The sequence below is a fragment of the Simiaoa sp. genome (genome assembly GCF_051972595.1).
GTDB classification, from domain to species: Bacteria; Bacillota; Clostridia; order Lachnospirales; family Lachnospiraceae; genus Acetatifactor; species Acetatifactor hominis.
The window spans coordinates 26690-48257 of the sequence record NZ_JBOKRY010000008.1; the positions used below are offsets into that span (position 1 = coordinate 26690).

Genomic DNA, 21568 nt, shown 5'->3' on the forward strand with positions numbered 1-21568 from the left:
TATTACCTCCTTAGATAAACGTCCTAGCTAACTGGAATACAATTTCATTGTATCTCGTTGGTGCCGTCATATTTCTTACTTCATACGTCTTATATGCAATATTATTATTTTTTATGAAATTTGATATTGATTTCTTGCGTTGCAAACTTTCAGGAAGAACAATACCTTTTATTTCCTTACTGATATCAACCGCTTTTTTACATATTACTTCTATTGTATTTGATCTCTCATCAATTTCAAACGCTCCGTTTGCAGATAACATTTTCAACAAAGCTTTTACATATGTATTTTCAGTCTCCTTCTCAGCAGAAATACCACTTAGATATCTCTTATTGTCTCCAAAAATCACTGAAATATACGCCCTTATTGCAGAACTATTATTATCAATTTCAAATTCCCTCATCTCCATATTTCTATGAATAAATTGTGTATACATCTTAGCATCATATGCTCCCGTATCAAAGGGAAAAACTCTGTAAATATCCACTTTCTCAATATCCACAATAAAACATACCGGACAACACAAAGCATCCGTTCTTTTATACTTTTCCTTCTCGCCTATCGGATAAGCGGCTTTACCGTAAAAAAAATACAGTAAATCCTCTTTGAAAACAGGGCACATCATTGGTTTTAGTTGTGTATCTTGAATAATTCTTTCACAATCAAATCCATCACATGAATGCATTAGTGGCAATGTTTCGGGCAGATTAGTACTATCATCAACATGTTCCTGTATATATTTCATCATTGAATTACTACTCATACACAACTCCCCCTTATTTTTTATCACATATATTTTACCGCAATTTTCTCCCTTCTACAACAAATATACACTTATGTTTACATTATATTTTTCTTTCATAACTCTAAACATTCTGATATTTATACGAATCTTCAAATTGCACTACACCATTAATCCGCTTCACTTCTTCTGCGCATTTTGCCTGTAGCTTACTGAGGGTCTGTTCATCCACGCCATGACTGTATGCGATCACATGAGACAACTTGGAAGTTTCTACTGCCAGCTTGTACATTGCACGGGCCATTCGATTCTCACTGTCTTTCACAGTTGCATGCATGACGGAGGAGATGGTCGTCAGCATATAATTCTCTATTTTCTCTGAAGTAAGATATCCAATGTAAAACTTTAATGCCTGATTGACAAATTCATTCCTTGATCTCACGTCAGCCTGTTCCAGTAGGTCATCCACCTGTTCCAGTAATTCCTCTTCTATATAAAATGCTTTTCTGACTTTTTCCGTTATCAGTTTCCTCCTTGCGCTTATTGTTTTTTCTAACTGTTTCCTAGTTATCATTTTCTTGCGGTAAATCATAGTCTTTTCTCTTAGGCTTCATCTTATCTCTTTCCGGTCCCTTTGGGAATGGACTAATATGTATCACTTTACCACTTTTATAATGTCGCAAATGTCCAGATACCATCCATACATTTGTGTGTCGTTTCATTGTTTTTTCTTCCGCACCCTCTTTATTTACACAAAAGGGTGCCACTTCAAGTTGAACCTTCTCCTCTAAGTGAATTACTTTTTTCTTTATTTTTGACCCGTCAGTAAAATCATTTTCTATTTTCATCTGTTTTGCCTTTCGTATTGACTCTACTGATTTTTTATCTCTATCTAGTAAAAAGTTAATTGCTGAAAAAGTACTAAGTACCTGATTCAAAATAATGCCAGTTTGGTTGTCACAATTTTTTTCTTCTCGCCTCGCAAACTCTTTCACTATCAAATACTCCATAGGTGTATAATAGTGTTGCAGTTCTTTTTCAGAAAAAACATCAAAAATAAAATTTTTCATACAACCATATCTACACAATTCATACCTTATGCCGGTCTCTTTCCTGCACATTTGGATTCCATTTACCGTTATTCCATATCTCAAATAAAAGTTCCCATTATGTAGATTGTATTCAAAAATAGCAAGATCAAAGTCATTTTCTCTATTAGCGGTCACACAGAAATGTGTATAAAATATTTCATCACGCTTAGTTGTTGTCTTAATAACCCCTTCATCAATGAATGGATATAGTATTTGGTATCCTAAAGACTGTGCTAAGATATCCTCTCCATACTTTTCTGCCAACTCTAATCTTAGCAATCTTTCTCCATCATTTCTAAAGCCCGATAAATTAATCATACTAAATTTCTTTATTTCCTTCAGTGATAGAGCAATTCCCTTACTTTCCAATAAACGTTGTGTCTTCTTTATCGTATTAGCATATGTCTCCTTCAAATCCATTCTATTATACGCCATCCTTTACAGTTCTTCTCTGTACGCAAAGTATAACAGATAACAATGGCTTCCTCAAATATATCTTCCAAAATTATTTATAATTCTTTGCTTGTTTCTAGCATTTGATTCTTCTGTGTCAAAAAAATGTGTGGCATAACATTTCCGATATTTTCAAAAATGTTATGCCATTCTTAGAAACACCCAACGGCTCTGCCGGTGGGTGTTTCACGGGTTAAGCCGCCTTTGGGCGGCATAACCCCTTTAACCTGCACTATTTTCGACCCAGTTTATACTGTCTCATATCCTCTGTCCTGCTTCCGTTCCCCACTGGTTTCTTTCCCTCCTAGTTTTCCAAATCGGCTCATACAGGGCTTTTTCCGTCTCCATCGGTAACTTTATCCTTATTTGTCAAATGAGGGCACACAGCGCCACACGCAGGCTCACGCGGGGCTATGTGCCCCGCATCCTAAAATCCAAGAAACATCATCCTCGGCACAAGTTCCGGTTCATGCCCCGTAAACTGCTCGATCTCTCCGAATTTTTTGGTATAGTCCTCGATCTGCTCTTCCGTCAGAGAAGTAAAATCGCCTTCCCTGTCGCTTCCGCAAATAAAAAAAGGGCCGCAGATAATGTCATTACCATTTCTGCGGTTCGGCTTCATTCCGTTAATTTTTCCCTCATCGTTGACAACTGCCAGACATCCATCCTCAAAACAAACGCAGTCAATAAGTCCTCCGACTTCTGCCTGACAGTCCTCAAGTTTATTGGCTATCTCTTTCACGAAGGGAGCTTTTCCCTCTTCAATCTTCAAAATCTTTATTTTTTGCATATCTTCTTCCTCGCTCCTCCTTACTCGGTTTCCTCAGCCCCATCGGATGCCTCTCTGTTTTTGATCTGCTGGCGGCTTGTCTTCTTCACGACAGGGGGAACATCTCCCCTGCTCTCGATGTACTCCCGGACTGCCTGGGGTACATATTTTTCATACATTTTTCCGAGCGTCTCCTTCATCTCCGTATCAAAATTTGCGTCCTTTTTCCCCATATACTGCTTTACTGCATTTAACTTTTCCTCATCATATTTGATTGTAACAACTGCTTGCTTCATCCTTTACCTCCGTTTTCTTACTGCTGTACCATTTCTGCGTATTCTTCCGAGACGCTTGCTGCTATGATAGATAAAGTTCCTGACTCTCTGTCATATCTGTAGATCTCATCAGACAAATATTCCTCTGCCGGAAACATTCCATTGACGGTATGTACTGTATTTCTTATCCGATCAAGATCCATATCCTCCCGTTCTACAAGGAGATACGCTTCATGGATAGATGCTGGAAGAACAATCAGATTACCATCCAGTAACTCCGCACACTTCTGCATGGTTCCCTCATCCATCATATATACGGCTCCATGACCTATGTTTTTTATCAAAGCATAGAACTCCGCATCTGCCGTGCAACACTTTTCCCCGGTTTTAAGAATATTATGACCATAGTTTCCCCTTCGAACTTCATAACTGCCTATCAGCATTGGAGGGTGTTTCTCCAGAGTATTCGCCCACGCATCCTGAAAAAGCACAGTTTCCTCAATGCCCCAGTGCTCTAACTGCTCCTTCACAACAAGCTGACAGTCTCTGTGAAATTCCTCATCATATCCGGCAAGCCGACACACCACTACCAGATCTTCTCTTCGCTCACAGACCAGTCTACTTCCTTCTTTCACTAAGGATGCGTTGTATATTTCCAGAAACAGACGGTCTTTTATATTTTCTTCGTATCCATTCATCTATTTTCCCTCACATCCCCATACTCATAGTATTTTCCGCCATCTCTTCTGACGTTTCCGTTGTCGGCTGCTGTGGCGTTTCTTCCTGTGACTGTACAGTTCTGCTTCTTCTACCTGCTGTTCTGGGCTGTCTTGCTGCCCTCTCACTTTGTGTCTCCTGCTCTGTTGAAAGCGTCTCCTGTGAAGTTTCCATTGTCTCATCTCTTTCTACAAATTTTCTGACTGCCACCGGAACATTCTTCTCGTACAATTTATCAAGGCTGCCCTTTAACAGTTCCTCCACACTTTTCTCATTCTGTTCCATCAGGAAAAATGTTAGTGCCTCCAGCTTGGCTTCCGGAAATGTAATTTTGATTTCTTTTTCTGTCATGTCTTCTCCTTTCAAAATATCTGCTGATGTAATGTTTCTTCTGTAAGTTCTTCCGATCCGCTACATTCCTGTATCATATCTTCCGTCAAAATCGGAATGAGGGATGCATATCTCGCATAATCTGCACCATCGCTCTGCACCAACACCCCCTCCTGTACACCTCTTGCCGTTACCAGAATACAATTCCATGTATCTCCGGATATTCCCATCAGATTCAGGTTTTCAGCAATGAAATCATATCGTTGCAATAGATTTTTCGTAAATTTCTCATATTGCTGCACAGGTAACACGATGATCTTTTCGATGGTACATTCTTTTGCACAGATCTGCGGTTCCTTCCCTTGAAATGCTGCTCTCATAGGCTCCTCCCAGTGGAAAACAGATGCCGATGGCATCAAAAATGGTTACTGCGGTCTCCCATACATCACCTGTTTGTCACTGTCAAACAAGCTCCGGTATACCACTTTTCTCTTGGAGCTAGACGCATCCACAACCATGCCATCTCCAACATAGATCCCTACATGTGTAATGTTTCTGTATCGTCCATTGGGTTTATAACTCCAAAACACAAGATCTCCCGGCTGCAAAGATTCCTTTGCAACCGTCAGACAATGTTCCTCCAGATACCTCGCCTGTTCGGCCGCCGTTCCCGGCAGGGATATTCCTATCTGTCGGTAACACCACAGCGTCAGATAACTACAGTCCACATATTCTTCCAAACCTCGAAGTTCCTGTGAGTAAGGATCCCCCAGTCTCGACATGGCAAGCCTTACGATTTCGCCTGCCGTTTCATTCATCGCCAGGTCATAGGTCTGTATATTTCCTGCCGCATTCCAGCTTCCCCAGCCGCTAAATTCATCCCCTTCCATGGGAGCCTGTCTGTCATACCTTGCTATATACCAGATATTCATGGCATTTGACTGCTGTTCATAGGTCGCCATTCTTCCATAATTCCGCGCCAGCTTCTGAAAGATCTCTGTCTTTTCCGTGATCGGAATTACCACCGTATAGGTTTCCTGCGTGGTTGTTTCATCCTCATGGTATACCGTTTTCGTCCGCTCCTCGTAATTCACAAAGCAATCTGCAAACTGCGTATAGCGTTCTGTGGAAAGTAAAACCCGGTCTGCGCCGAAATACAGAGCATAAAAAACAGACTTGACCAGATATCTGTCTATTTTCCCTTCTTCTGCCATTTCATCAAGATGATCCAGCACCGCATCCAGTTCCTCAAAGCTCTTCTGCATCTGACGGATATATTCCAGATAGTCTGAAGACATTCCTTTCGGAATATCTCCTCCATCAAACGCCAGATGCACTGCCGCACGGTTATGATCTGCTCCTCCGGAAGAAAGACTAAGATAGCATAAAAGCACAAGGATCACCGGAAGCCCAATGCCTGCTAACGCTATCTTTGTCATCACAGTTGCTGCTGGCCGCATTCTTCTTCCCCCATACTTCCTTCTCCCAGTTCCTGCATCATCCGATCCATGCTTTTTCTCACCCCCTTCATCAGCACATTTTCATCAAACCCAGCCTCTTTGTATCCCGTCTGTATGGTTTTCAGATAACGCCCCGACGGAATTCCCATGGTAGGTCCGTCTTTCATGATATATGCCATCATTTTTTCACAGCCGCCTTCTACCTCCACCTCTAACATCTGTTTGCCATACAGTCTGGGATAGCCTTCATACCGATCCAGATTAACTTCATCTCTTGGGCTGATCTCCCAAATTAAAACCGGCACATTTTCTCCCTCTTTCGGTTCTACCGTGGCAACCGCCGCATCGGTATACCCACGGAAAAGCAGTTCATAGTCCTTAAGCATTCCACTTCCTATTACCTTTGCATCGGGGCAGCGCTGTGCCATCTGCTCACGATTCAGATTGGATCCGTAGGCAATATATTTTCTTCCGTTCATGTCCATCTTGTTTCTCCATTCTGCTGTTTTCACATATTCATGTGAAGTCCTTCTGTTTCTTCCGGCATGTCTTCCGCATTCTCTGTCCTCACCGGCTCCTGCTCCTTTTTCTCCTTCAATGCTCGCAGCCTTTCCCTCTGCCGCATTGCCTGTTCCGGCTCTTTCCAGGCAATTCCTCCTTCGAGATTTTCTAACAGGAACCTCCTCGCTGTCTTAAATTCATCCCCTATCATTCCCAGGCGCAGCAGCCAGGTCCGGAACGTATACTTTTCATTGGTGCTGGTCGTCTTGATCCGCCCTGCCGATTTCTGGTTAAGTGCCTGTGCGGAAATCGCCAGACAGAATTGAATATAAGTCTTTATTTTTCCTGCATGGGTTGTAGAATTAAACAGACGAAACTCTATCGTTCCTTTTTGAAACACACTATGCAGGTTCAGACAGTGATAGCGGCTCTCATGATAATGGTAGTCACTTCCGTCATTACCGCCATACCAGATATCACTTACTTCCTTCAGTGTTTTGGGCTTCTTACGGTTCAATTCCTGCAAAAAATCTTCTTCCACCTTCTTGCAGTATTTATGCTCCCTTTTTACATTTACCTGCAAAGCTTTGTAAATCAGATCTTCTTTGCTGTACATAATGTTTGTGATGTTCCGTAGTGATCTGGCATCATGGGGAGCCGCATTGATATGTACATGGATTCCCGTATTGTTCCCTGCAATCGCACCTGCACGACGAAGCTGCCGCACCAATTCCTGGATCACCGGGATATCTGCATACTCACAGATAGGAGACACAAATTCCACCTTATATTCTCTATCTGCATAGCCACCATCTTTTCGCTGCGCTATAATGCTGGAGTCGCTTACGACTTTCCATCTTCGGTTGGAAGTATCCCTAACCATATATTCATCGTAAGCGCCACCAACATGTTGTGCCTGTTTGGAAAAATAAGCTGCTATGACGCTGGCTGCCATTTTTCTGGTAATCCCTGTCATCTCGATCTCTATGCCGAATTTTTGATCCCGCATATCCATCTTACTGTTTTTTCCTCCCTTCTCTTTTCTCCGTGCGGTCCATTATCTTCCTCCTGCTGTCCCGAACAGTTTCTCCTTATATTCCGGTGCATGAACCATAAGATTGTAGCGTTCATTACCGCATTTATACAGACACACTCCTCTCTGCGGATAGCGGATCAGTTCATACTCGCTCTTATCAAGCTGCAACATATCCATATAAAAACGGGCATCTATATTTCCGGCGTTAAACAAAAAAGCATGGGTAGGAATCGAGAAAAGCGGCTTTGTGTACTCCCGGATCCCATCGATATTGAAATCTTCCAGATTCTGGCTGGCAAGAATGACCGCACTATCCTTCTTGCGCACACGTTTTGCAAAATTGCGGATATACTCTACTGCCGTAAGATTGGTAAGGAACAAATAGAGTTCATCGATACAGGCTGCGGTATGTCCGTTGGTCAACAAGGCATCCGACATATAGGAAAGAATGTTGAATAGCATGGCATCCTTTACATTTTTGCTTGCCTGCAGCAGGCCCTTTACCCCGAAGGTCAGGAAGCTGTTATCCGTAATATTGGTATATCCGTTAAAAAATTTAGACTCCGCTCCCTTACACATGGAGTGAAGTCCTAGACAGATTTCCTGTAAAAGTTCCGCCGTATACAGTTGTTTCTTTTTCGGATCATAGTGCTTGTATTCCTCTTCCATCAGATCATACAGATCCGACAGAATCGGATAGTCCTCCGGTGTCAGTTCCCCAAAATCTGTGTTATCCCGGATATTCCACTTCTCATACAGCTTCTCCAACATAATCTCAATGGTATCGATCTGGTTATCCGTAAAATTCTTATAGCTTCGGAAGAAATCTTTTAAGAAGGAAATATGCTGACTTAGTCTGGACAAGCATCGAAACGCCTCCGGAGCCTCTGCGTCCTCCGGGCTGCCATTTTCATCCCATGTTTTGGGTTCCAGGACATTGATGATATATTCCCCACTCATCAAATCCACAAAACATCCACCCATATTTTCCGTCAGTTCTACATATTCATGTTCCGGGTCAAGGCAAATAACTTTCATTCCGGATTCCCGGAAAATCGTCTGTATCAGTTTTAACAGATAGGATTTTCCCTGTCCGGAATTTCCCAGAATGAGAATGTTGGCATTGGTCTTGTCCACTGCTCTTCTGTTAAAATCTACAATAACATTGCTTCCGAATTTATCCCGCCCAATATAGAATCCCTGCGGGTCCGTCTTGCCGGAATAGTTGAACGGGAACAGATTTGCCACACTGGAAGCAGGAAGTACTCTCTCAAACTGATCAAGAAAGACATTTCTGCCAGCCGGATGTACACAGACAAATCCCTGCTTCTGGCGGAGCAACAGCTTGTCCACATTTAACTTGGATCGGATCAATTCAGTTAACACTTCTGTCTGCAACATTTTTAATTTGTCCATGTCCGGAGCTGACAGTTCGAGGTATACTGCCGTATGCAGTAACGGTTCCCGGTTTCGGTGCATGGATGCGATAATATCTGTCACATCCTGTAAATTATGTGCAGCCGTCACCGTTTCCTGTAAGTTTTCAGTATTTCCCTGCTTCATGCGGTTCTTATTTGCGGCATTACTGATGATCCTTTTTTCCTCTGCCGGAGTCACCTGTCTTGTATATATCCGCAGTGTCACACCATCCATTTCACCAAGATACCGCAGGATTGCCTGTTCATCTGTTGCTGTCGGATATTCCCTAAGCGCCCAGACACACCGGAAGGTATTTCCGCAGATATAATGATCTGTGTAAAACTGGATGACGGATGGAGCGATCATATCTAAAAATCCCTTCACTTTAGCATCTTCTGTTGTCTGCACTTTTTTCTTTTTGTTGTTAGTCATTTAAGATTATCCACCTCTCTCCATCAAATTCTTCGAATTTTTCCGTTGTAACGTTCTGCTCAAAATAGACAGCAAGGATTCTTCTGATATCCTCCTCTTCTGCTCTTTTTACTTTAAATTCCTGCTCTACCAGCATCTTTTCAATACGGTTGAAGTAGGAAAGCATCTCACTTTCTTTCTGCTTTTTCATGCGGATAATGAGCAGAAATTCTCTTGCCGTCGCCATCTGCACCTGTATCCGGTCAAGATGTCCGGCATCCAGTTCCAACAGTTTTCCTACGGCCGGATTTGTTTCTTCTTCCATGCGTTCCTTCAGATATCTTTTGTTGTCTTCAAAGTTTTCACGGGAATTTAAGCACATCATTTCAATCTCCGTAATCCCTTTCAGCACCGTCATCAGTCCATAGATTCTTGCCGACAGACTTTCCTCAGACAACACAGACAGGTTGCTCGGCTGGATCAGAAAGTATGCCAGTTCTTCCTTTCTGTAAGTGCGTACTCCATACTCCAATAGTTCTTTGATTCCCAGCAGTTCTTGTGTTGTTTCTTCTTTTCTCTTACTCATCTGCAACCATCCCCCTGTATCTCCATTCAAAACTTTGCTGTTCCACTAAAAAATAAGCGCAGGCATACCGGATAAATTTCAAAATGGAAATGTCCTCCACCTGTATGGTAAGAAATGCATATACTCCTGCAAAAATCAACGGGAACCACAGTTTTGCATAAGCGAATCCAAACACGGAAATCAATACAAGGATTCCTATCACTGCAAGGTCTTTTAACTCCCACAGCCACATGGTTGCTTTTGCTTTCAGATTATCCGGATATATGTACATCTTCTTCCTCCTGTTTTTCCAAAAAATAAGCAATACCGCTTAGAATATATTCCACACACGGTATTGCCACACTGTTTCCCAAGGCTCTGTATCTTACGCCGTCACTGGCCCCCGGAATGTCTGTCCAGTGATCCGGGAAACCCATGAGTCTTTCACATTCCAGCGGAGTAATTCTCCTCACTCTTTTTCTCCTGCTGACGATACATTTATCCTGTGAGACATAGGTGCTGTTTACTCCTTTTTCATCCCTGGCGCACAAGGCTCCGATCACATTCTGATAAAGTTCCGGCAGATCATCCATATACGCTACACAATGCTGATCCGTTGCTGTGAGTGTATAGCTGATTCCTTGCAGATAGCCACAGCCATTGCCGCCGTTTTTGTCCTGTCTGTTTATAATATTTCCCGCAATGCAGTAAGGTTCTTCATCTATTGCACCTATTCCTGCTGTTGTAAAAGAGCCTCTTCCAGAAGCCTGGGCAGTTTTTTCCCTCGATGCTTTGCTCTCCTGATAATGCCTCCACACGCCTTGGGACTCAAATAATATTTCTCCGGCACTATAGCCTCCAAAATCTGCGACAAGGAAGATTCTACGCCGTCTCTGGGGGACTCCCCAAAATTGAGCGTCCAGTACTCTCCAAGCAACAGAGAATCCCGATCCCAGCACAATCCCGGCAGGAGTCCATATCCCATCCGGCGGTCCAGGTATAGATACGGACTTCTCCGATATACCACAGACTTCTTCGAGGACTCTTCTGAAATCTGCCCCTTTAGGTTCTCCACTTGAGAAGGCTCCGGGGACATTTTCCCAGACCATATACCGAGGTCGAACAGGGACATCTGCTCTCCTTCCACTGCTTCGCTGCCTCCTCTCCTCCTGTTTTCTCATTTCTTTCACAATCCGTATCTGCTCTAAGAATAGACCTGACCTCACCCCTGCAAGACCTTCACGTTTCCCGGCCACAGACAGATCCTGGCAGGGAGAACCTCCGGCTATAATATCTACCACCGGAAGATTTTCTCCATGTAATTTTGTAATATCTCCCATGTGTGTCATTTTTGGAAACCGGTATCTTGTCACAGCCATGGGGAGCTTTTCGATCTCACTTGCCCATATCGGTCTTATCCCATTCCTTTTTGCTGCTAACGGGAACCCTCCGATCCCGTCAAACAGACTTCCCAGTTTTTTCTCCATTGCACCACCTTATGCCGCCACTACTTTCACGATTGTCTTGGATATGTTGATCGCTGCCTGCGCCGCATAGACTCCGCTCATCAGGTTTGCCCTGGTGCTGGTATCCATTCCAAACTGTCCGGCAATTCTCGGTACTTCCGCAGCAGAAAGCATAATTCCAAGCCCCAGTAATGGATGATCTTTGAATATCATAAGTCCCGCTGTCAGTATGGTTGCCTGCAAAAAGGCGGTAAGACAGATTCCTATGACCTGTTTGCACCACTGGGTAAAACCATCAATATATCCTCTGGGAACAGAAAACATATAGAGGCTCCCGACTGCAATCTGAATTACAAGGATTCCTCCTCTTTTCAGATTTCCGAAAAATACTTTTATCACTGCATATCCCATCATGATCACACAGAATATCTGTACAATCGGATCTCCCATAGCCGACAGAACTGCCGATGTCAATGCCTCCTGTGCTGTCATGCCGATACTTTCCGTGTTGGTAATTCCAGACAATGCTGATCCAAAGGAACTCTGTAGTGACACACTGAGGGAATACAGATTGATGGGAAGTACAGAAAACAGGCTGACTGCCATAAATCCTTTGATATAATTTAGGGCGGTATCTTTCATGCTGCCTCTGCCTCCCTGGTACTCTATGGCACATTCAAAAGCTCCCACTACCAATCCAACAACAAACAGCGCCCAGCCAATCCAGCCAAAAAAAGTGGTAATTGCATTTACCCAGGGTAGTTCAAATAGTTCCACCCCCATATTGTTCATCATTGCAAAAAAATCATTGAGAAAGCCAATGATCTTACCATACAGCCAGTCAATGATCTGATCCAATACCGTATCTGCGGCAAAATCAAATATAAACATGTAACACCTTCTTTCCCCGATCCTGCCCTAAATTAATTTCTGTTCTGCTCCTTCCTGCATTTCTTCTGTTATGTCCATTTCCAAAAATACAGACAGGTAATCCTCGACTTTTTCCGTCAATTTCCGGTAATCACTTTTCACCGGCTGATATGCATACCACTGATCTTTGCCTTCGTTTGTCCATATATGGGGAATTACACCCTCACGGAAATTCGGGTTATTCACCTGTTTCTTTCCAAGAATCTCGGAAAAAGACAGATACACCGTATCCAAGGGACCTTCTTTCCGGTTAAGGATCGTCACCCAGATGCCGGAATAATTATCCGCCACTTGTCTATCCTTGAATTCTACCTTTGCTCTGATATCTCCGTCCAGAATTCCATAACAGCATTTCCCAAGATATTTTTTATTTTTTAACAGAGAGCTTTTTCCAAGGATCTTCTCTAATTCACTTTCAAAAAATGTCATTCTGCACCTCTTTTCAGGTATGATTTCTACATCCCAAGAATTTTCCAAATATAAATGGGGGCTGTCAGTGTGAACACAAGGCAAACGAATAAAATCGCCGGTGCTGTCCATTCAAACTGCCCCTGCTTCCGGTAATCAAAATATGCCGTACCCAATTTCACAAAGAAAAAAACAGCCAGTACCAGGTCGATTGCCGGAAATACTACCTTGTTGACGACCGTTTTGATCTGTTCGGAAGCATCCTCCCATGTTTTCTCAATGGCTCCGGCCACATCTCCTTTTCCAGCAGCACATACCGTCATTCCAAACAGCATCGTAAGTGCCAGCACTAAGAATACTGTCATAATCCATTTCTTTTTCTTCATTCACTTTTCCTTTCCGTGCATGTATTTTTCAGTCTTCTATCTAATATTTTGCGGTGCAATATGCCAGTCTTCCCACAGGTTTCCTGTTATCTGCACCGAATCTGTCAGATTCATGGATAGCATTCCATCCGGTGTCCAGCAGTCCAGCAGATAGGTATAGACTCTATATTCCCCATCCGGCATCCAGATGGGAGTAAAATGTGTCCGCCGGCGGTAAGTGGAATATCTGTTATTTCGAAATTCAAACACCGCACTATAACCGTTTCTTGTTCTATCCAGCAACCGCCAGTATCGTTCATAATAGAATTCCGGAAAATAGCTGACCGCTGTCTGCGGAGCCGTTGTTGCTGATGACTGGCTGGTAGCGGCTCTTGTGTTTACAAACACATTGACTCCATACCCGCTCTTTATCGTACTTCCATCCGCTGTGGGAGATGTTTCATCTGTAACAAGTTCCATTGTTGCAGACAGAGACGCCGAATAATGATCCTCGGCAAACTCCCACCAGCCTTCATCCTTGTATTCTCCATCGTCTTCCCAGTGCCCATGTTTTTCCGTACATCCTGCTGCACAGTCCCCCGAATGTCCGTCATCCTCCCAATTCCAGTCACTATGCCATACCCAGTTTTCTTTCCACCAGGGTCTCCATACACTCCATGCTGCCTCTGTCTTTTCTGGATTTACGGGCATCACTGCATTTTCTTTCCGGTAGCTGTCATTTCTTTCATCTGCAACAGGATTGGGCGGTGGATTGTCATCCAGATCCTCAATGTTCGCCGTGATGGTTCCCCGGCTCACGGATGCACTGCCTCCGCTGACGGTCACGCTAATCGTGATATGCTGTTCTGTGGACGGGGTATGCCATTTTACCCACACGAGCTGCTGTCCATCCTCTGGGTAATACACATTTTCAACCTTGTAGCTTCTTCCCAAGATAGAAAATGTCACGCTGACCGGCTGATCCGGATCGCTTTGTCCTCCGCTCACTGTGACTGCCGTTATCACATCAGTATCCACACGGTATGTGTAATCTGCCTGAATGACTTCCGGTGTGATCGTCTCATTAAATCTCACAATACCAAGTCCCAATGCCCGGATGATATCTTCATCGCCTGCCTTCTCCGTTCTGGAGCCGCTCCATGCCGGATATCCCAGATCCGATATCTCCAAAAACATAGCCAGTGGCAGGTTCTTATGAGAAAGAGACGGCATCTTCTTACGAATCATGCCGCCTCTTAACTGGTTGTATTTTGCTGCCTCTGTAGCTGTAAATGCCGTTCTGACTCCTTCAAAGGTCACATAAGCCACAGGCTCCAGCAATAGCTTATACTCACCGTTTACCAATGCCTGAAAGTCCATGCCTACATATCCGGCAATGGCTCTGATAACCTGCTCGTCTGTGAAATACTGTTTGATAGCAGTAAGATTTGCCCCACCGTTTGAAGTGCTGATAATCTGGGGAAGATGCTGTGCCGGATTATAAAATGTATAACCGCCCATGCATGCAGACAGTCCCGTTCCATTCCGGTATGCCGTTTTACTCACCTTGCCGAAATGCACTCGAATGTCTGTCGGCTGCTTATTGGTCAGATCAATGGATGCTGACACGACTGCACCGTCACTGGCCCGCACCACTGTCACCCGCACTCCCTCGTCATGACTGCTCCAAAAGTTAATACCGGTTCCTTCCCCCAGCATTCCACCGCCATGGTCAATGTTCCCTTCTCCGGCCGCATAAGTCGTTATGGGAATGCTCACAGTAAGCAGAAATACCAGCAGAAAAAGTCCTTGTTTTATAAATTTCATCTTATTTTCCTCACGAAAAAAGCAGATCGTATTTCTACGCATCTGCTTTCTCATCCTTAATCCATGATTCCGATCTTATTCCCGTTTTCATACATATCTCCCGCATAGATCCCCGATCCGGCTCCTTCATCTTTAATCCAGCCAAACCCTTCTACATATACCATTCCATCTTTGGAATCTCCAGTCTTAGGCTGTTGGCTCCCTGCCGTTGTCGGCTGCTCCGCCTTTTCTTCCATATAGACCGGAGGTGTATCCGGCTGATCTATTCCTGTATCCTCCGACACTTCCGGCGGTACACCGGGCTTTGCATCTTCTGTCTTCTCCGGGGTTTCCTGAATCTCCTGTTCTGTATCACTTACAGAAGTTGCTGCCTCTGCCTCGATCACAAGGGATTCCTGCGGTTCTGCTTCCTGATTTTCCGTCTCACTCACATCGGTCGTCTCTGTTTCCACATAGATTTCTGTCTCCTCAGACGTAGCCTGCACTCCCTCTGCTTCTCTGCCCGGTTCCCGGTAAAACATCCTGTGAATTCCAAACAGCAGACCTGCACATACTGCCAGCAGTATTACCACTGCCAGCCACTTTTTTGTCTTATCTTTCATGGCATACCCTCCTTTTTGTTTTCCGTTTATCTGTCGTAGTTCACACGCTATCATAAAACTTTTGAAAAGTCTATGAGAATGTATAAACAATCACGATATCTGTAATATTTTACTAAAATTTCTCCCTGTAAGCTGCTTTTACTCTCAGTGGAATGGACAGATTCGACACAATCTTTCCTCCAAAACATACCGGTATTTCTATGGTAAGTCCTGCCTCCACATAATAAGTTCCTCCCGGTGATGCCAGCGCTGTATTATGAACATTCACAGTCAGATTTTTTATCCGATATTCCAGTCTGCCTGCTGTATTACGGCACACGCAGCCATCTCCGTCTTCTTCCAGTCCCAGCAGGGAACACATTCTGCCGTAAACATCCCCATAATCCAGGGATTCCATAAATCCTGTATCATCCGGCTCATACCCTGCGGCATATCCTTCCCTGATTCCGTGATATACTTCATTATAATTATCATTTACCACCGCAATAGCCGCAGATTCCAGGGCATCCTTTACCCCTGCCGCTGTAATCACAAGACGCATATACTCTGAAACACCGAGAATTATAATCAGCATGGCGATTGCTGCAGCCACCGCCAGCGGAGCCATGCTTCCTTCCTGTCCCCCTAACAGTTTTCTTACTCTCTGATCATGTTTTCTCACTTCCAGTATACCTCACTTTTTCCCGATGCTCTGGCTCTCATGGTAACCGGGAAAGAACCAAGCCTCCCAAACAGTCCCAGATCTTTTTGCAGGATCAGTGTCACTGTGACTTCCTCATTCAAAGGAATCTTCCCCTGTCTGGACCAGCTTACTGTCGGGTGGATCCCCATTTTCTCCTCCAGTGTCCTCTGTCTTGCAGTTGTTTCATATCCTATGCGGCCACTGATCTCTGCTTCTCTCACCAGTTCATCTGCAAAATTATCAAGCTGGAGTTTCGTGATAAACACAGGAAATACCCTGACCCCAAGGGCGATGACAAACATTACACAGAATACAACAACCGCCGCATCAATATATCCCTCCCCTTTTTTGTCTCTCATAATTTTCCAAACCCGCTTCATTTTTTCTCCTTCCTGTGCTTTTATCAGAACAGTGTTCCCATGGACTTTATAATTTCATATCCGATGATGGCAAAATAGGTTGCCAGAAAACACAACAGCATAGCAAATGAAAAAACACGGATTTTGGGCGGAATCTTTGCTGCCTTTGCTTTTAATCTCTGTAGTTCTGCCTGCTTGAAGTCATGAGTGAGCATCTGGAAGTACATGGCTCCATCATCTCCCCGCAATACGCCGATCAGTCCCCTGACTACATCCGATAGCTGTGGTGAATTCATTCTTGCCTCGAAGCGGGTAAGTGCTGCTTCATAGCTGCCGGAACGCATATCCGCACACACGATATCCAGTTCTCTCCGGAAATCTTCTCCTGCATTTCCCTTATAATGTTCCAGCATGGATAATACATCCCTGCTGTTTTTCAGTTCCTGAGATATCGTAGACACAAAACGGTACAGTTCTCCCTCGATTTGCTCTCTCTTTTCCTTTAATACTTCCTCTGCTTTTCCCGTTTCCTTATAGTAGATCATAACTCCTAACAGAACGAGGAAAATAGCCAGTAGCGGGAAAAAATACAGTGCCGGAAGAATCAGTAAAAAAACACTTCCCGCCTTCAAATAAGCATATGCCATATAGGTTTCCGGCGACATTTTAAATCCCGCGGCGTTTAATACATTCTGCATCCGGTTCTTCTTATAGACATTCATGCCTATGTATTTTCCAAGATATACCGCCCCGTCCATGTAAAAGGTATCCAGTACCTTTTGCAGTTTCTTTTCTTTTTTTCCGGCCCGCACCATTGCCCTGCCGCTCCGCAGCGTAGGCAGTCTTAAAAATCCGGACAGCAAAAGGAACAGACCGCATGCTGTCAGGATAAATACAAACAACAGTATGATTTTCATTTCTATTCCTCCTTATGTCCGATATTCAATCGGTTTCGTCAGTTTTATGACGCATGCTGCAGAAATAAAAATGACGATGCCGGTAATTGCCAGCATAATCTGTCCGGCTATGGTATGCATGAGCGTATCGTACCAGGATGGATTCAGAAAATATAGCAGTGGAATATTCCCCACCGCCAGTACCACCATGGTAATAAATTCTTTTCTCGGCTCTACTACCAGATATTCCAATTCTGCATTTACAATACGCATATCCGATAATTTTGCAACAATCGATGTCAGCGTGGTCTTAAGTGATCGATCATACAAACACGCTTTCATGGCATCCACCCATTCCTGAAACACCTCGTTTTCCATTGTTTCTTTTAACACGTCCAGTGCCGCCTCCAGATCCGGGTCTATCAGGCGTACCCTTGCCACAAAATCTGCAAACACATTTTTCACCGGCGGATTCAGATACGCAAGGTTTTCTTCTATCGAAGTCAGAATGTCTTCGCTGCGCAGGTATGCTGTGGTGATGATCGATAAGGCGGTCTCCAGTTCCGCCGATACATCCTTTTTGAAATGCGAGGCAGTCAGTTTCACATACCAGAAAGGGAGGAACAGAAACCCACCAGCCAGTACCGGAATCAGGAACACATTTCCCAGCATTACCGCCGTAAACGCTCCGGCTGCAAACAGAAGCATTGAGATTGTACATAGCATCGGGAAAAAATCTTCCCTGCCTGTGGTATGCAGGATTTTCTGTACTTCTTCTATTTCTCTGCGTAAGTAAGACTTTTTCTTCTGCTTTGTCTCTTCCAGTATCTCTTCCCTGATTCCCTGGGGTTTGTTCAAAAGCTTCCGGAAAATGTTCCCTGTAAAGTCATTTAGCTGGATGCCAAGCAGCAGAAATGCTCCCACAATCATTCCGATGCAGGCAATCATCTGTAAAGTCAGCATGCTTTCCCGCCTCCTTTCTCAATTTTTTCTAATACATCCACCGGCATGCCATTTTCTAAAAATCTTTTCTTGAGGCTTTCCGAAATTCCACATACCTTTTTATGAATGCCGTTAATAATAAACTGATCCCCTTCCATTCGGTTCTCTGTGATTTCATAACGATACAGCGGGTTATACTTTCTCTTTCCGTCTGCTGTGATCTCACACTCCATGATCTCCATAAGTTTCCTCTTGCGGTTTTCAAGCTGCTTGGTGAACACCACAATAGGAAAGGCTTCTGTCACCAGATCCATCAGCACCTCATCATCCATATCATATTTTCTCTTGCACAGTGTCCGCATTCGGCTGTAAGTGGATTCACAACTGTTACTATGGATGGTAGTCAGTACCGTATGTCCGGTTCTGGCAGATTCCTGTGCCGTATATGCTTCTGAACTCCGCATCTCTCCCACACAGATGATCTCCGGATTAAAACGTAGCGCCATATCTAAGAGCATATCCTGATCGATATTCTGTTTCTCATTTTCACTGTACCTTGTCAGCGTGTGAATGACACTATTGGTCACTTTTCCTTCCTTTTCTCTGACAAGTGCCAGTTCTCTACTGCCGTTTTCAATGGTAAAAATTCGCTTTCCATCCGGTATCGTGGTAAGGAGCCATCCCGCAAGTGTGGTTTTTCCGGAGCTGGTGGCTCCTGCCACACAGATACTGATGCCATATTGCAGACACGCTGACAGAAAATCCAGCATCTCCTCTGTTGCAGTACCGCTCTCCACAAAGTTTTCTTTTTTCAGGCTCTGTGGATTGACGATACGGATGGATGCCGCAATTCCCACATCCTCATCTACAAGGGGTGTTTTCAATACCGCAATTCGGATATTCTTGCTCAAATGTCCCAGTACTGCCGGGGAAGCGTTATCCAATACCATTCCCGACACATGAAGCATACGCCTGATCACATTGACCGCATGATCCGGAGATTCAAAATGTTCCTCCAGCTTTTCACATCTGCCGTCATTGTACTGTACTTCAATATCTCTCCAGGAGTTAATATCGATCTCTTCGATCCCGGTTCCGAAGATATACTTGGTGAGGAAAGAAAACTCTGCCATTTCTGTGTAAAGCTCATCGATCAACTGTTCCTGCGTTTTTCCTGTCACCGTGATGCGGTAATCACAAATATACTTTGTAATATACCGTTTGATCTGCTGCTTTACTTCCTCATTTCCGCTCTCTGTCATAAGCGTAGAATATTTGCTGGAGATATACTCCTGTACTTCTTTTAAGACATCCGAAAATGATCTTCCCGTTTCCTCCGGAGCGAAGAACAGGTTCTGATTGTTTTTCATACTCCGAACACCTCCCTGCTGATTATCTCAATTTCTCTGCGAAATGCCCGACTTTCCTTTAGGCCAAGCTCTCCCAGCAGTTCACCCTCTAAAAACTGTGCCTCTACTTCACTACTGTAGGGAATCTGGAATGCCACTTTGCCGAGGATCTGTTCCATATGACTGCCGGTATCCTGTTTACGGATATTGGATACGACCTTTAGCTGCTTATCGGCATCCCACTTATGATCGGAAAGCATCGGAAGCTGGGACGATAGATAACTGATGGATTTCAGATCACATCCCACAAGCCGCAGTACCGTATCAGCTTCCATCAGTGCCACCGCAGACAGAATATCCGACGCAATGTTACTGGTACAGTCTATAATGACATAAGGTGCAATCTGCGCTGTCTGGCGGATCAGTTCCTCTGCCTGCTCTTTTTCATAAGGTGGATATGTGAATACATTCTCACCTTTCAACATTCCGATTATGGACAGATGTTCGCTCTTCCGATAGAACATGCAGTTCTTTTTTATCAGATTTTCTGTCACATGTGCTGCTGCAAGAATACTTCCAAGTGACCTCTCCTGTTCCATATCTGAAGGAACGCATAAGTAAGGCAGCGGTGGTGTAATCATATCTGCAAGAATTAAGATAACGTTTCTTTTTTTCTTTGCCAGATGTTCCGCCAATTTCACGGATACTACTGTTTTCCCGCTGGAGGGACTTCCCCATACAGCAAGTACCCCTCCCTCTTCCGGATTCTCTTCTTCTCTTTCACATGCCTTGTTTCTCTGGAATATAGAATTGTTCATGAAGTTCAAGACTCTTCCTCCCCGTTTTCCTGCTGCATTTCCTCCAGCACAAGATCCTGCGCTTCTACGAACTTTGCTGCATTTTCCCTGTCACCTCTGTATACCAGTGACAGATGGATTTCTCCTTCCGCTTCCAGTCTTGCCAGCAGTTTGCTCTGTTCCGGCCGGACAAGCAACGTAACGGTGGAGGGTAACTCCTTTTCTTCCTCCATCTCCTGTGTGTTCGCATCGTTACCGGACTTTGCCGTCACCGCAATGACCTCCACATACTTTAATTCTGCCGGGATCACTGTTTCTCCACTGCCAAGGTAATCCGGGGCAATCACCGACACAATATCTCCGCTCTTCAATTTGCCGGACAGTCCCTCCGCAAAAGAACTGATGGTAATAGAGATCGCCTGTTTCTCTCCGTTTAAGTGATAGAGATATTGATTTTCCGCAGCGGGTTCCTCCGATACCTTTTCTGCCAGAAGATAGTCCCCCGCATACACATCCGTCGTCAGGTATTTTCCCTCTGCTTCGGTAATGCTCCTTAATACATCAGGCGGCAGATTATAGGCTCCCACCTCGATCTCCTGCAGCATGCTTTTTTTGATTTCTTCTCCTGCCTTCACATTTTCCGTAAAACGCACAATGGTCGTCTTCTTCGACATCCCGGCATTCAGTAACGGGGTCAGTACAAAACAGATAAGCAGGGCTGCTGCAATGCAAAGCAGTCCCAACACAGTACGATTCTTCAACAATTTCATTGCTCTCTCATCCTCCTGTCAAAACACTAATAAACATTCCCAGTAAAAGAAACGGAACCAACGGATACGCCTGTTTTTCTTTTCTGCCGGTAGTTACAGTTCTCACTATATGCCACAGAATTAACAGACTCAGTGCTAAAATCAATCCTATGACAGTCTGATACAGGCCAAGTACCAGACCGCAGGCTCCCACCAGTTTCACATCTCCTCCACCAATTCCTCCTATGGTGATCCCTGCAAGGAACAGCGGCAGGGCTGCCAGAATTCCCATAAGGCAGGGCCGTCCCGGCGGCACAATACTGATCAGTGCCACCAGGCATACCATCCAATTTGGGACAATCCTCTTTTGCAGATCTATGACTGCCGCCGAAAACAGAGCCATAAAGAAATACAACAGCCGGATCAT

Annotated in this window: 28 protein-coding genes; all 28 read right to left on the reverse strand. The window is 44.3% G+C overall.

Features of this window, described 5'->3' with window-relative positions; translation table 11 throughout:
- Nucleotides 1-10: 10 nt before the first annotated feature.
- A complete protein-coding gene (locus ACTRDR_RS04650) occupies nucleotides 11-763 on the reverse strand; it encodes a hypothetical protein (RefSeq protein WP_440526329.1) in 753 nt (250 codons plus the stop codon).
- Nucleotides 764-866: 103 nt separating this feature from the next.
- A complete protein-coding gene (locus ACTRDR_RS04655; protein WP_440526381.1) occupies nucleotides 867-1316 on the reverse strand; it encodes a hypothetical protein in 450 nt (149 codons plus the stop codon).
- Nucleotides 1306-2253, reverse strand: a complete 948-nt coding sequence (locus tag ACTRDR_RS04660) for a hypothetical protein (RefSeq protein ID WP_440526330.1) — start codon at nucleotides 2251-2253, stop codon at nucleotides 1306-1308. The genes ACTRDR_RS04655 and ACTRDR_RS04660 overlap by 11 nt, the downstream gene beginning before the upstream one ends.
- 460 nt (nucleotides 2254-2713) lie before the next feature.
- Nucleotides 2714-3076, reverse strand: a complete 363-nt coding sequence (locus ACTRDR_RS04665) for a DUF3846 domain-containing protein (RefSeq protein WP_440526331.1) — start codon at nucleotides 3074-3076, stop codon at nucleotides 2714-2716.
- 20 nt (nucleotides 3077-3096) lie between these two features.
- Complete coding sequence (locus ACTRDR_RS04670) at nucleotides 3097-3351, reverse strand: DUF6103 family protein (RefSeq protein WP_440526332.1); 255 nt, start codon at nucleotides 3349-3351, stop codon at nucleotides 3097-3099.
- 17 nt (nucleotides 3352-3368) lie between these two features.
- Nucleotides 3369-4028: a DUF5688 family protein gene (locus ACTRDR_RS04675; protein ID WP_440526333.1), complete on the reverse strand. Its 660-nt coding sequence runs from the start codon at nucleotides 4026-4028 to the stop codon at nucleotides 3369-3371.
- Nucleotides 4029-4038: 10 nt separating this feature from the next.
- A complete protein-coding gene (locus tag ACTRDR_RS04680; RefSeq protein ID WP_440526334.1) occupies nucleotides 4039-4398 on the reverse strand; it encodes a DUF6103 family protein in 360 nt (119 codons plus the stop codon).
- An 11-nt stretch (nucleotides 4399-4409) separates the two neighbouring features.
- Entirely contained in the window at nucleotides 4410-4757 is a 348-nt protein-coding gene (locus tag ACTRDR_RS04685) for a DUF6329 domain-containing protein (protein WP_440526335.1), read from the reverse strand.
- 45 nt (nucleotides 4758-4802) lie between these two features.
- Complete coding sequence (locus tag ACTRDR_RS04690) at nucleotides 4803-5837, reverse strand: C40 family peptidase (protein WP_440526336.1); 1035 nt, start codon at nucleotides 5835-5837, stop codon at nucleotides 4803-4805.
- A complete protein-coding gene (locus tag ACTRDR_RS04695) occupies nucleotides 5816-6322 on the reverse strand; it encodes a gamma-glutamylcyclotransferase family protein (protein WP_440526337.1) in 507 nt (168 codons plus the stop codon). Before ACTRDR_RS04695 ends, ACTRDR_RS04690 begins: the two co-directional genes overlap by 22 nt.
- 23 nt (nucleotides 6323-6345) lie before the next feature.
- Nucleotides 6346-7353 (reverse strand): amidoligase family protein, encoded by a 1008-nt coding sequence (locus tag ACTRDR_RS04700; RefSeq protein ID WP_440526338.1) that lies wholly within the window; start codon nucleotides 7351-7353, stop codon nucleotides 6346-6348.
- Between the two features lie 42 nt (nucleotides 7354-7395).
- Entirely contained in the window at nucleotides 7396-9225 is a 1830-nt protein-coding gene (locus ACTRDR_RS04705) for a VirB4 family type IV secretion system protein (RefSeq protein ID WP_440526339.1), read from the reverse strand.
- Nucleotides 9218-9790: a hypothetical protein gene (locus ACTRDR_RS04710; protein WP_440526340.1), complete on the reverse strand. Its 573-nt coding sequence runs from the start codon at nucleotides 9788-9790 to the stop codon at nucleotides 9218-9220. The genes ACTRDR_RS04705 and ACTRDR_RS04710 overlap by 8 nt, the downstream gene beginning before the upstream one ends.
- Entirely contained in the window at nucleotides 9783-10061 is a 279-nt protein-coding gene (locus tag ACTRDR_RS04715) for a hypothetical protein (protein ID WP_440526341.1), read from the reverse strand. The genes ACTRDR_RS04710 and ACTRDR_RS04715 overlap by 8 nt, the downstream gene beginning before the upstream one ends.
- A complete protein-coding gene (locus tag ACTRDR_RS04720; RefSeq protein WP_440526342.1) occupies nucleotides 10042-11256 on the reverse strand; it encodes a DNA cytosine methyltransferase in 1215 nt (404 codons plus the stop codon). Before ACTRDR_RS04720 ends, ACTRDR_RS04715 begins: the two co-directional genes overlap by 20 nt.
- Nucleotides 11257-11265: 9 nt before the next feature.
- The gene (locus ACTRDR_RS04725) at nucleotides 11266-12126 is read right to left on the reverse strand and encodes a conjugal transfer protein TrbL family protein (RefSeq protein WP_440526343.1); all 861 of its coding nucleotides are present in this window, start codon (nucleotides 12124-12126) and stop codon (nucleotides 11266-11268) included.
- Between the two features lie 27 nt (nucleotides 12127-12153).
- Nucleotides 12154-12594, reverse strand: coding sequence for a hypothetical protein (locus tag ACTRDR_RS04730; protein WP_440526344.1), 441 nt, complete (start codon nucleotides 12592-12594; stop codon nucleotides 12154-12156).
- A gap of 26 nt (nucleotides 12595-12620) precedes the next feature.
- Entirely contained in the window at nucleotides 12621-12959 is a 339-nt protein-coding gene (locus ACTRDR_RS04735; RefSeq protein WP_178047854.1) for a DUF3852 family protein, read from the reverse strand.
- Between the two features lie 36 nt (nucleotides 12960-12995).
- On the reverse strand, nucleotides 12996-14765 hold the full coding sequence (locus ACTRDR_RS04740) for a hypothetical protein (protein WP_440526345.1): 1770 nt from the start codon (nucleotides 14763-14765) through the stop codon (nucleotides 12996-12998).
- 56 nt (nucleotides 14766-14821) lie between these two features.
- Nucleotides 14822-15367, reverse strand: coding sequence for a DUF6550 family protein (locus ACTRDR_RS04745; RefSeq protein WP_440526346.1), 546 nt, complete (start codon nucleotides 15365-15367; stop codon nucleotides 14822-14824).
- Between the two features lie 112 nt (nucleotides 15368-15479).
- Nucleotides 15480-16028, reverse strand: coding sequence for a hypothetical protein (locus ACTRDR_RS04750; protein ID WP_440526347.1), 549 nt, complete (start codon nucleotides 16026-16028; stop codon nucleotides 15480-15482).
- Nucleotides 16025-16429 (reverse strand): DUF4320 family protein, encoded by a 405-nt coding sequence (locus ACTRDR_RS04755; RefSeq protein WP_440526348.1) that lies wholly within the window; start codon nucleotides 16427-16429, stop codon nucleotides 16025-16027. Before ACTRDR_RS04755 ends, ACTRDR_RS04750 begins: the two co-directional genes overlap by 4 nt.
- A 23-nt stretch (nucleotides 16430-16452) precedes the next feature.
- On the reverse strand, nucleotides 16453-17325 hold the full coding sequence (locus tag ACTRDR_RS04760) for a secretion protein F (protein ID WP_440526349.1): 873 nt from the start codon (nucleotides 17323-17325) through the stop codon (nucleotides 16453-16455).
- 12 nt (nucleotides 17326-17337) lie between these two features.
- The gene (locus ACTRDR_RS04765; RefSeq protein WP_440526350.1) at nucleotides 17338-18267 is read right to left on the reverse strand and encodes a type II secretion system F family protein; all 930 of its coding nucleotides are present in this window, start codon (nucleotides 18265-18267) and stop codon (nucleotides 17338-17340) included.
- Nucleotides 18261-19616 carry a type II/IV secretion system ATPase subunit gene (locus tag ACTRDR_RS04770; protein WP_440526351.1) on the reverse strand — a complete coding sequence of 452 codons (1356 nt, stop codon included), beginning with the start codon at nucleotides 19614-19616 and terminating at the stop codon, nucleotides 18261-18263. The genes ACTRDR_RS04765 and ACTRDR_RS04770 overlap by 7 nt, the downstream gene beginning before the upstream one ends.
- Nucleotides 19613-20413 (reverse strand): AAA family ATPase, encoded by an 801-nt coding sequence (locus tag ACTRDR_RS04775; RefSeq protein WP_440526382.1) that lies wholly within the window; start codon nucleotides 20411-20413, stop codon nucleotides 19613-19615. Before ACTRDR_RS04775 ends, ACTRDR_RS04770 begins: the two co-directional genes overlap by 4 nt.
- A 5-nt stretch (nucleotides 20414-20418) precedes the next feature.
- The gene (gene cpaB / locus ACTRDR_RS04780) at nucleotides 20419-21162 is read right to left on the reverse strand and encodes a Flp pilus assembly protein CpaB (RefSeq protein ID WP_440526352.1); all 744 of its coding nucleotides are present in this window, start codon (nucleotides 21160-21162) and stop codon (nucleotides 20419-20421) included.
- A gap of 7 nt (nucleotides 21163-21169) precedes the next feature.
- Nucleotides 21170-21568 carry a prepilin peptidase gene (locus ACTRDR_RS04785; RefSeq protein WP_440526353.1) on the reverse strand — a complete coding sequence of 133 codons (399 nt, stop codon included), beginning with the start codon at nucleotides 21566-21568 and terminating at the stop codon, nucleotides 21170-21172.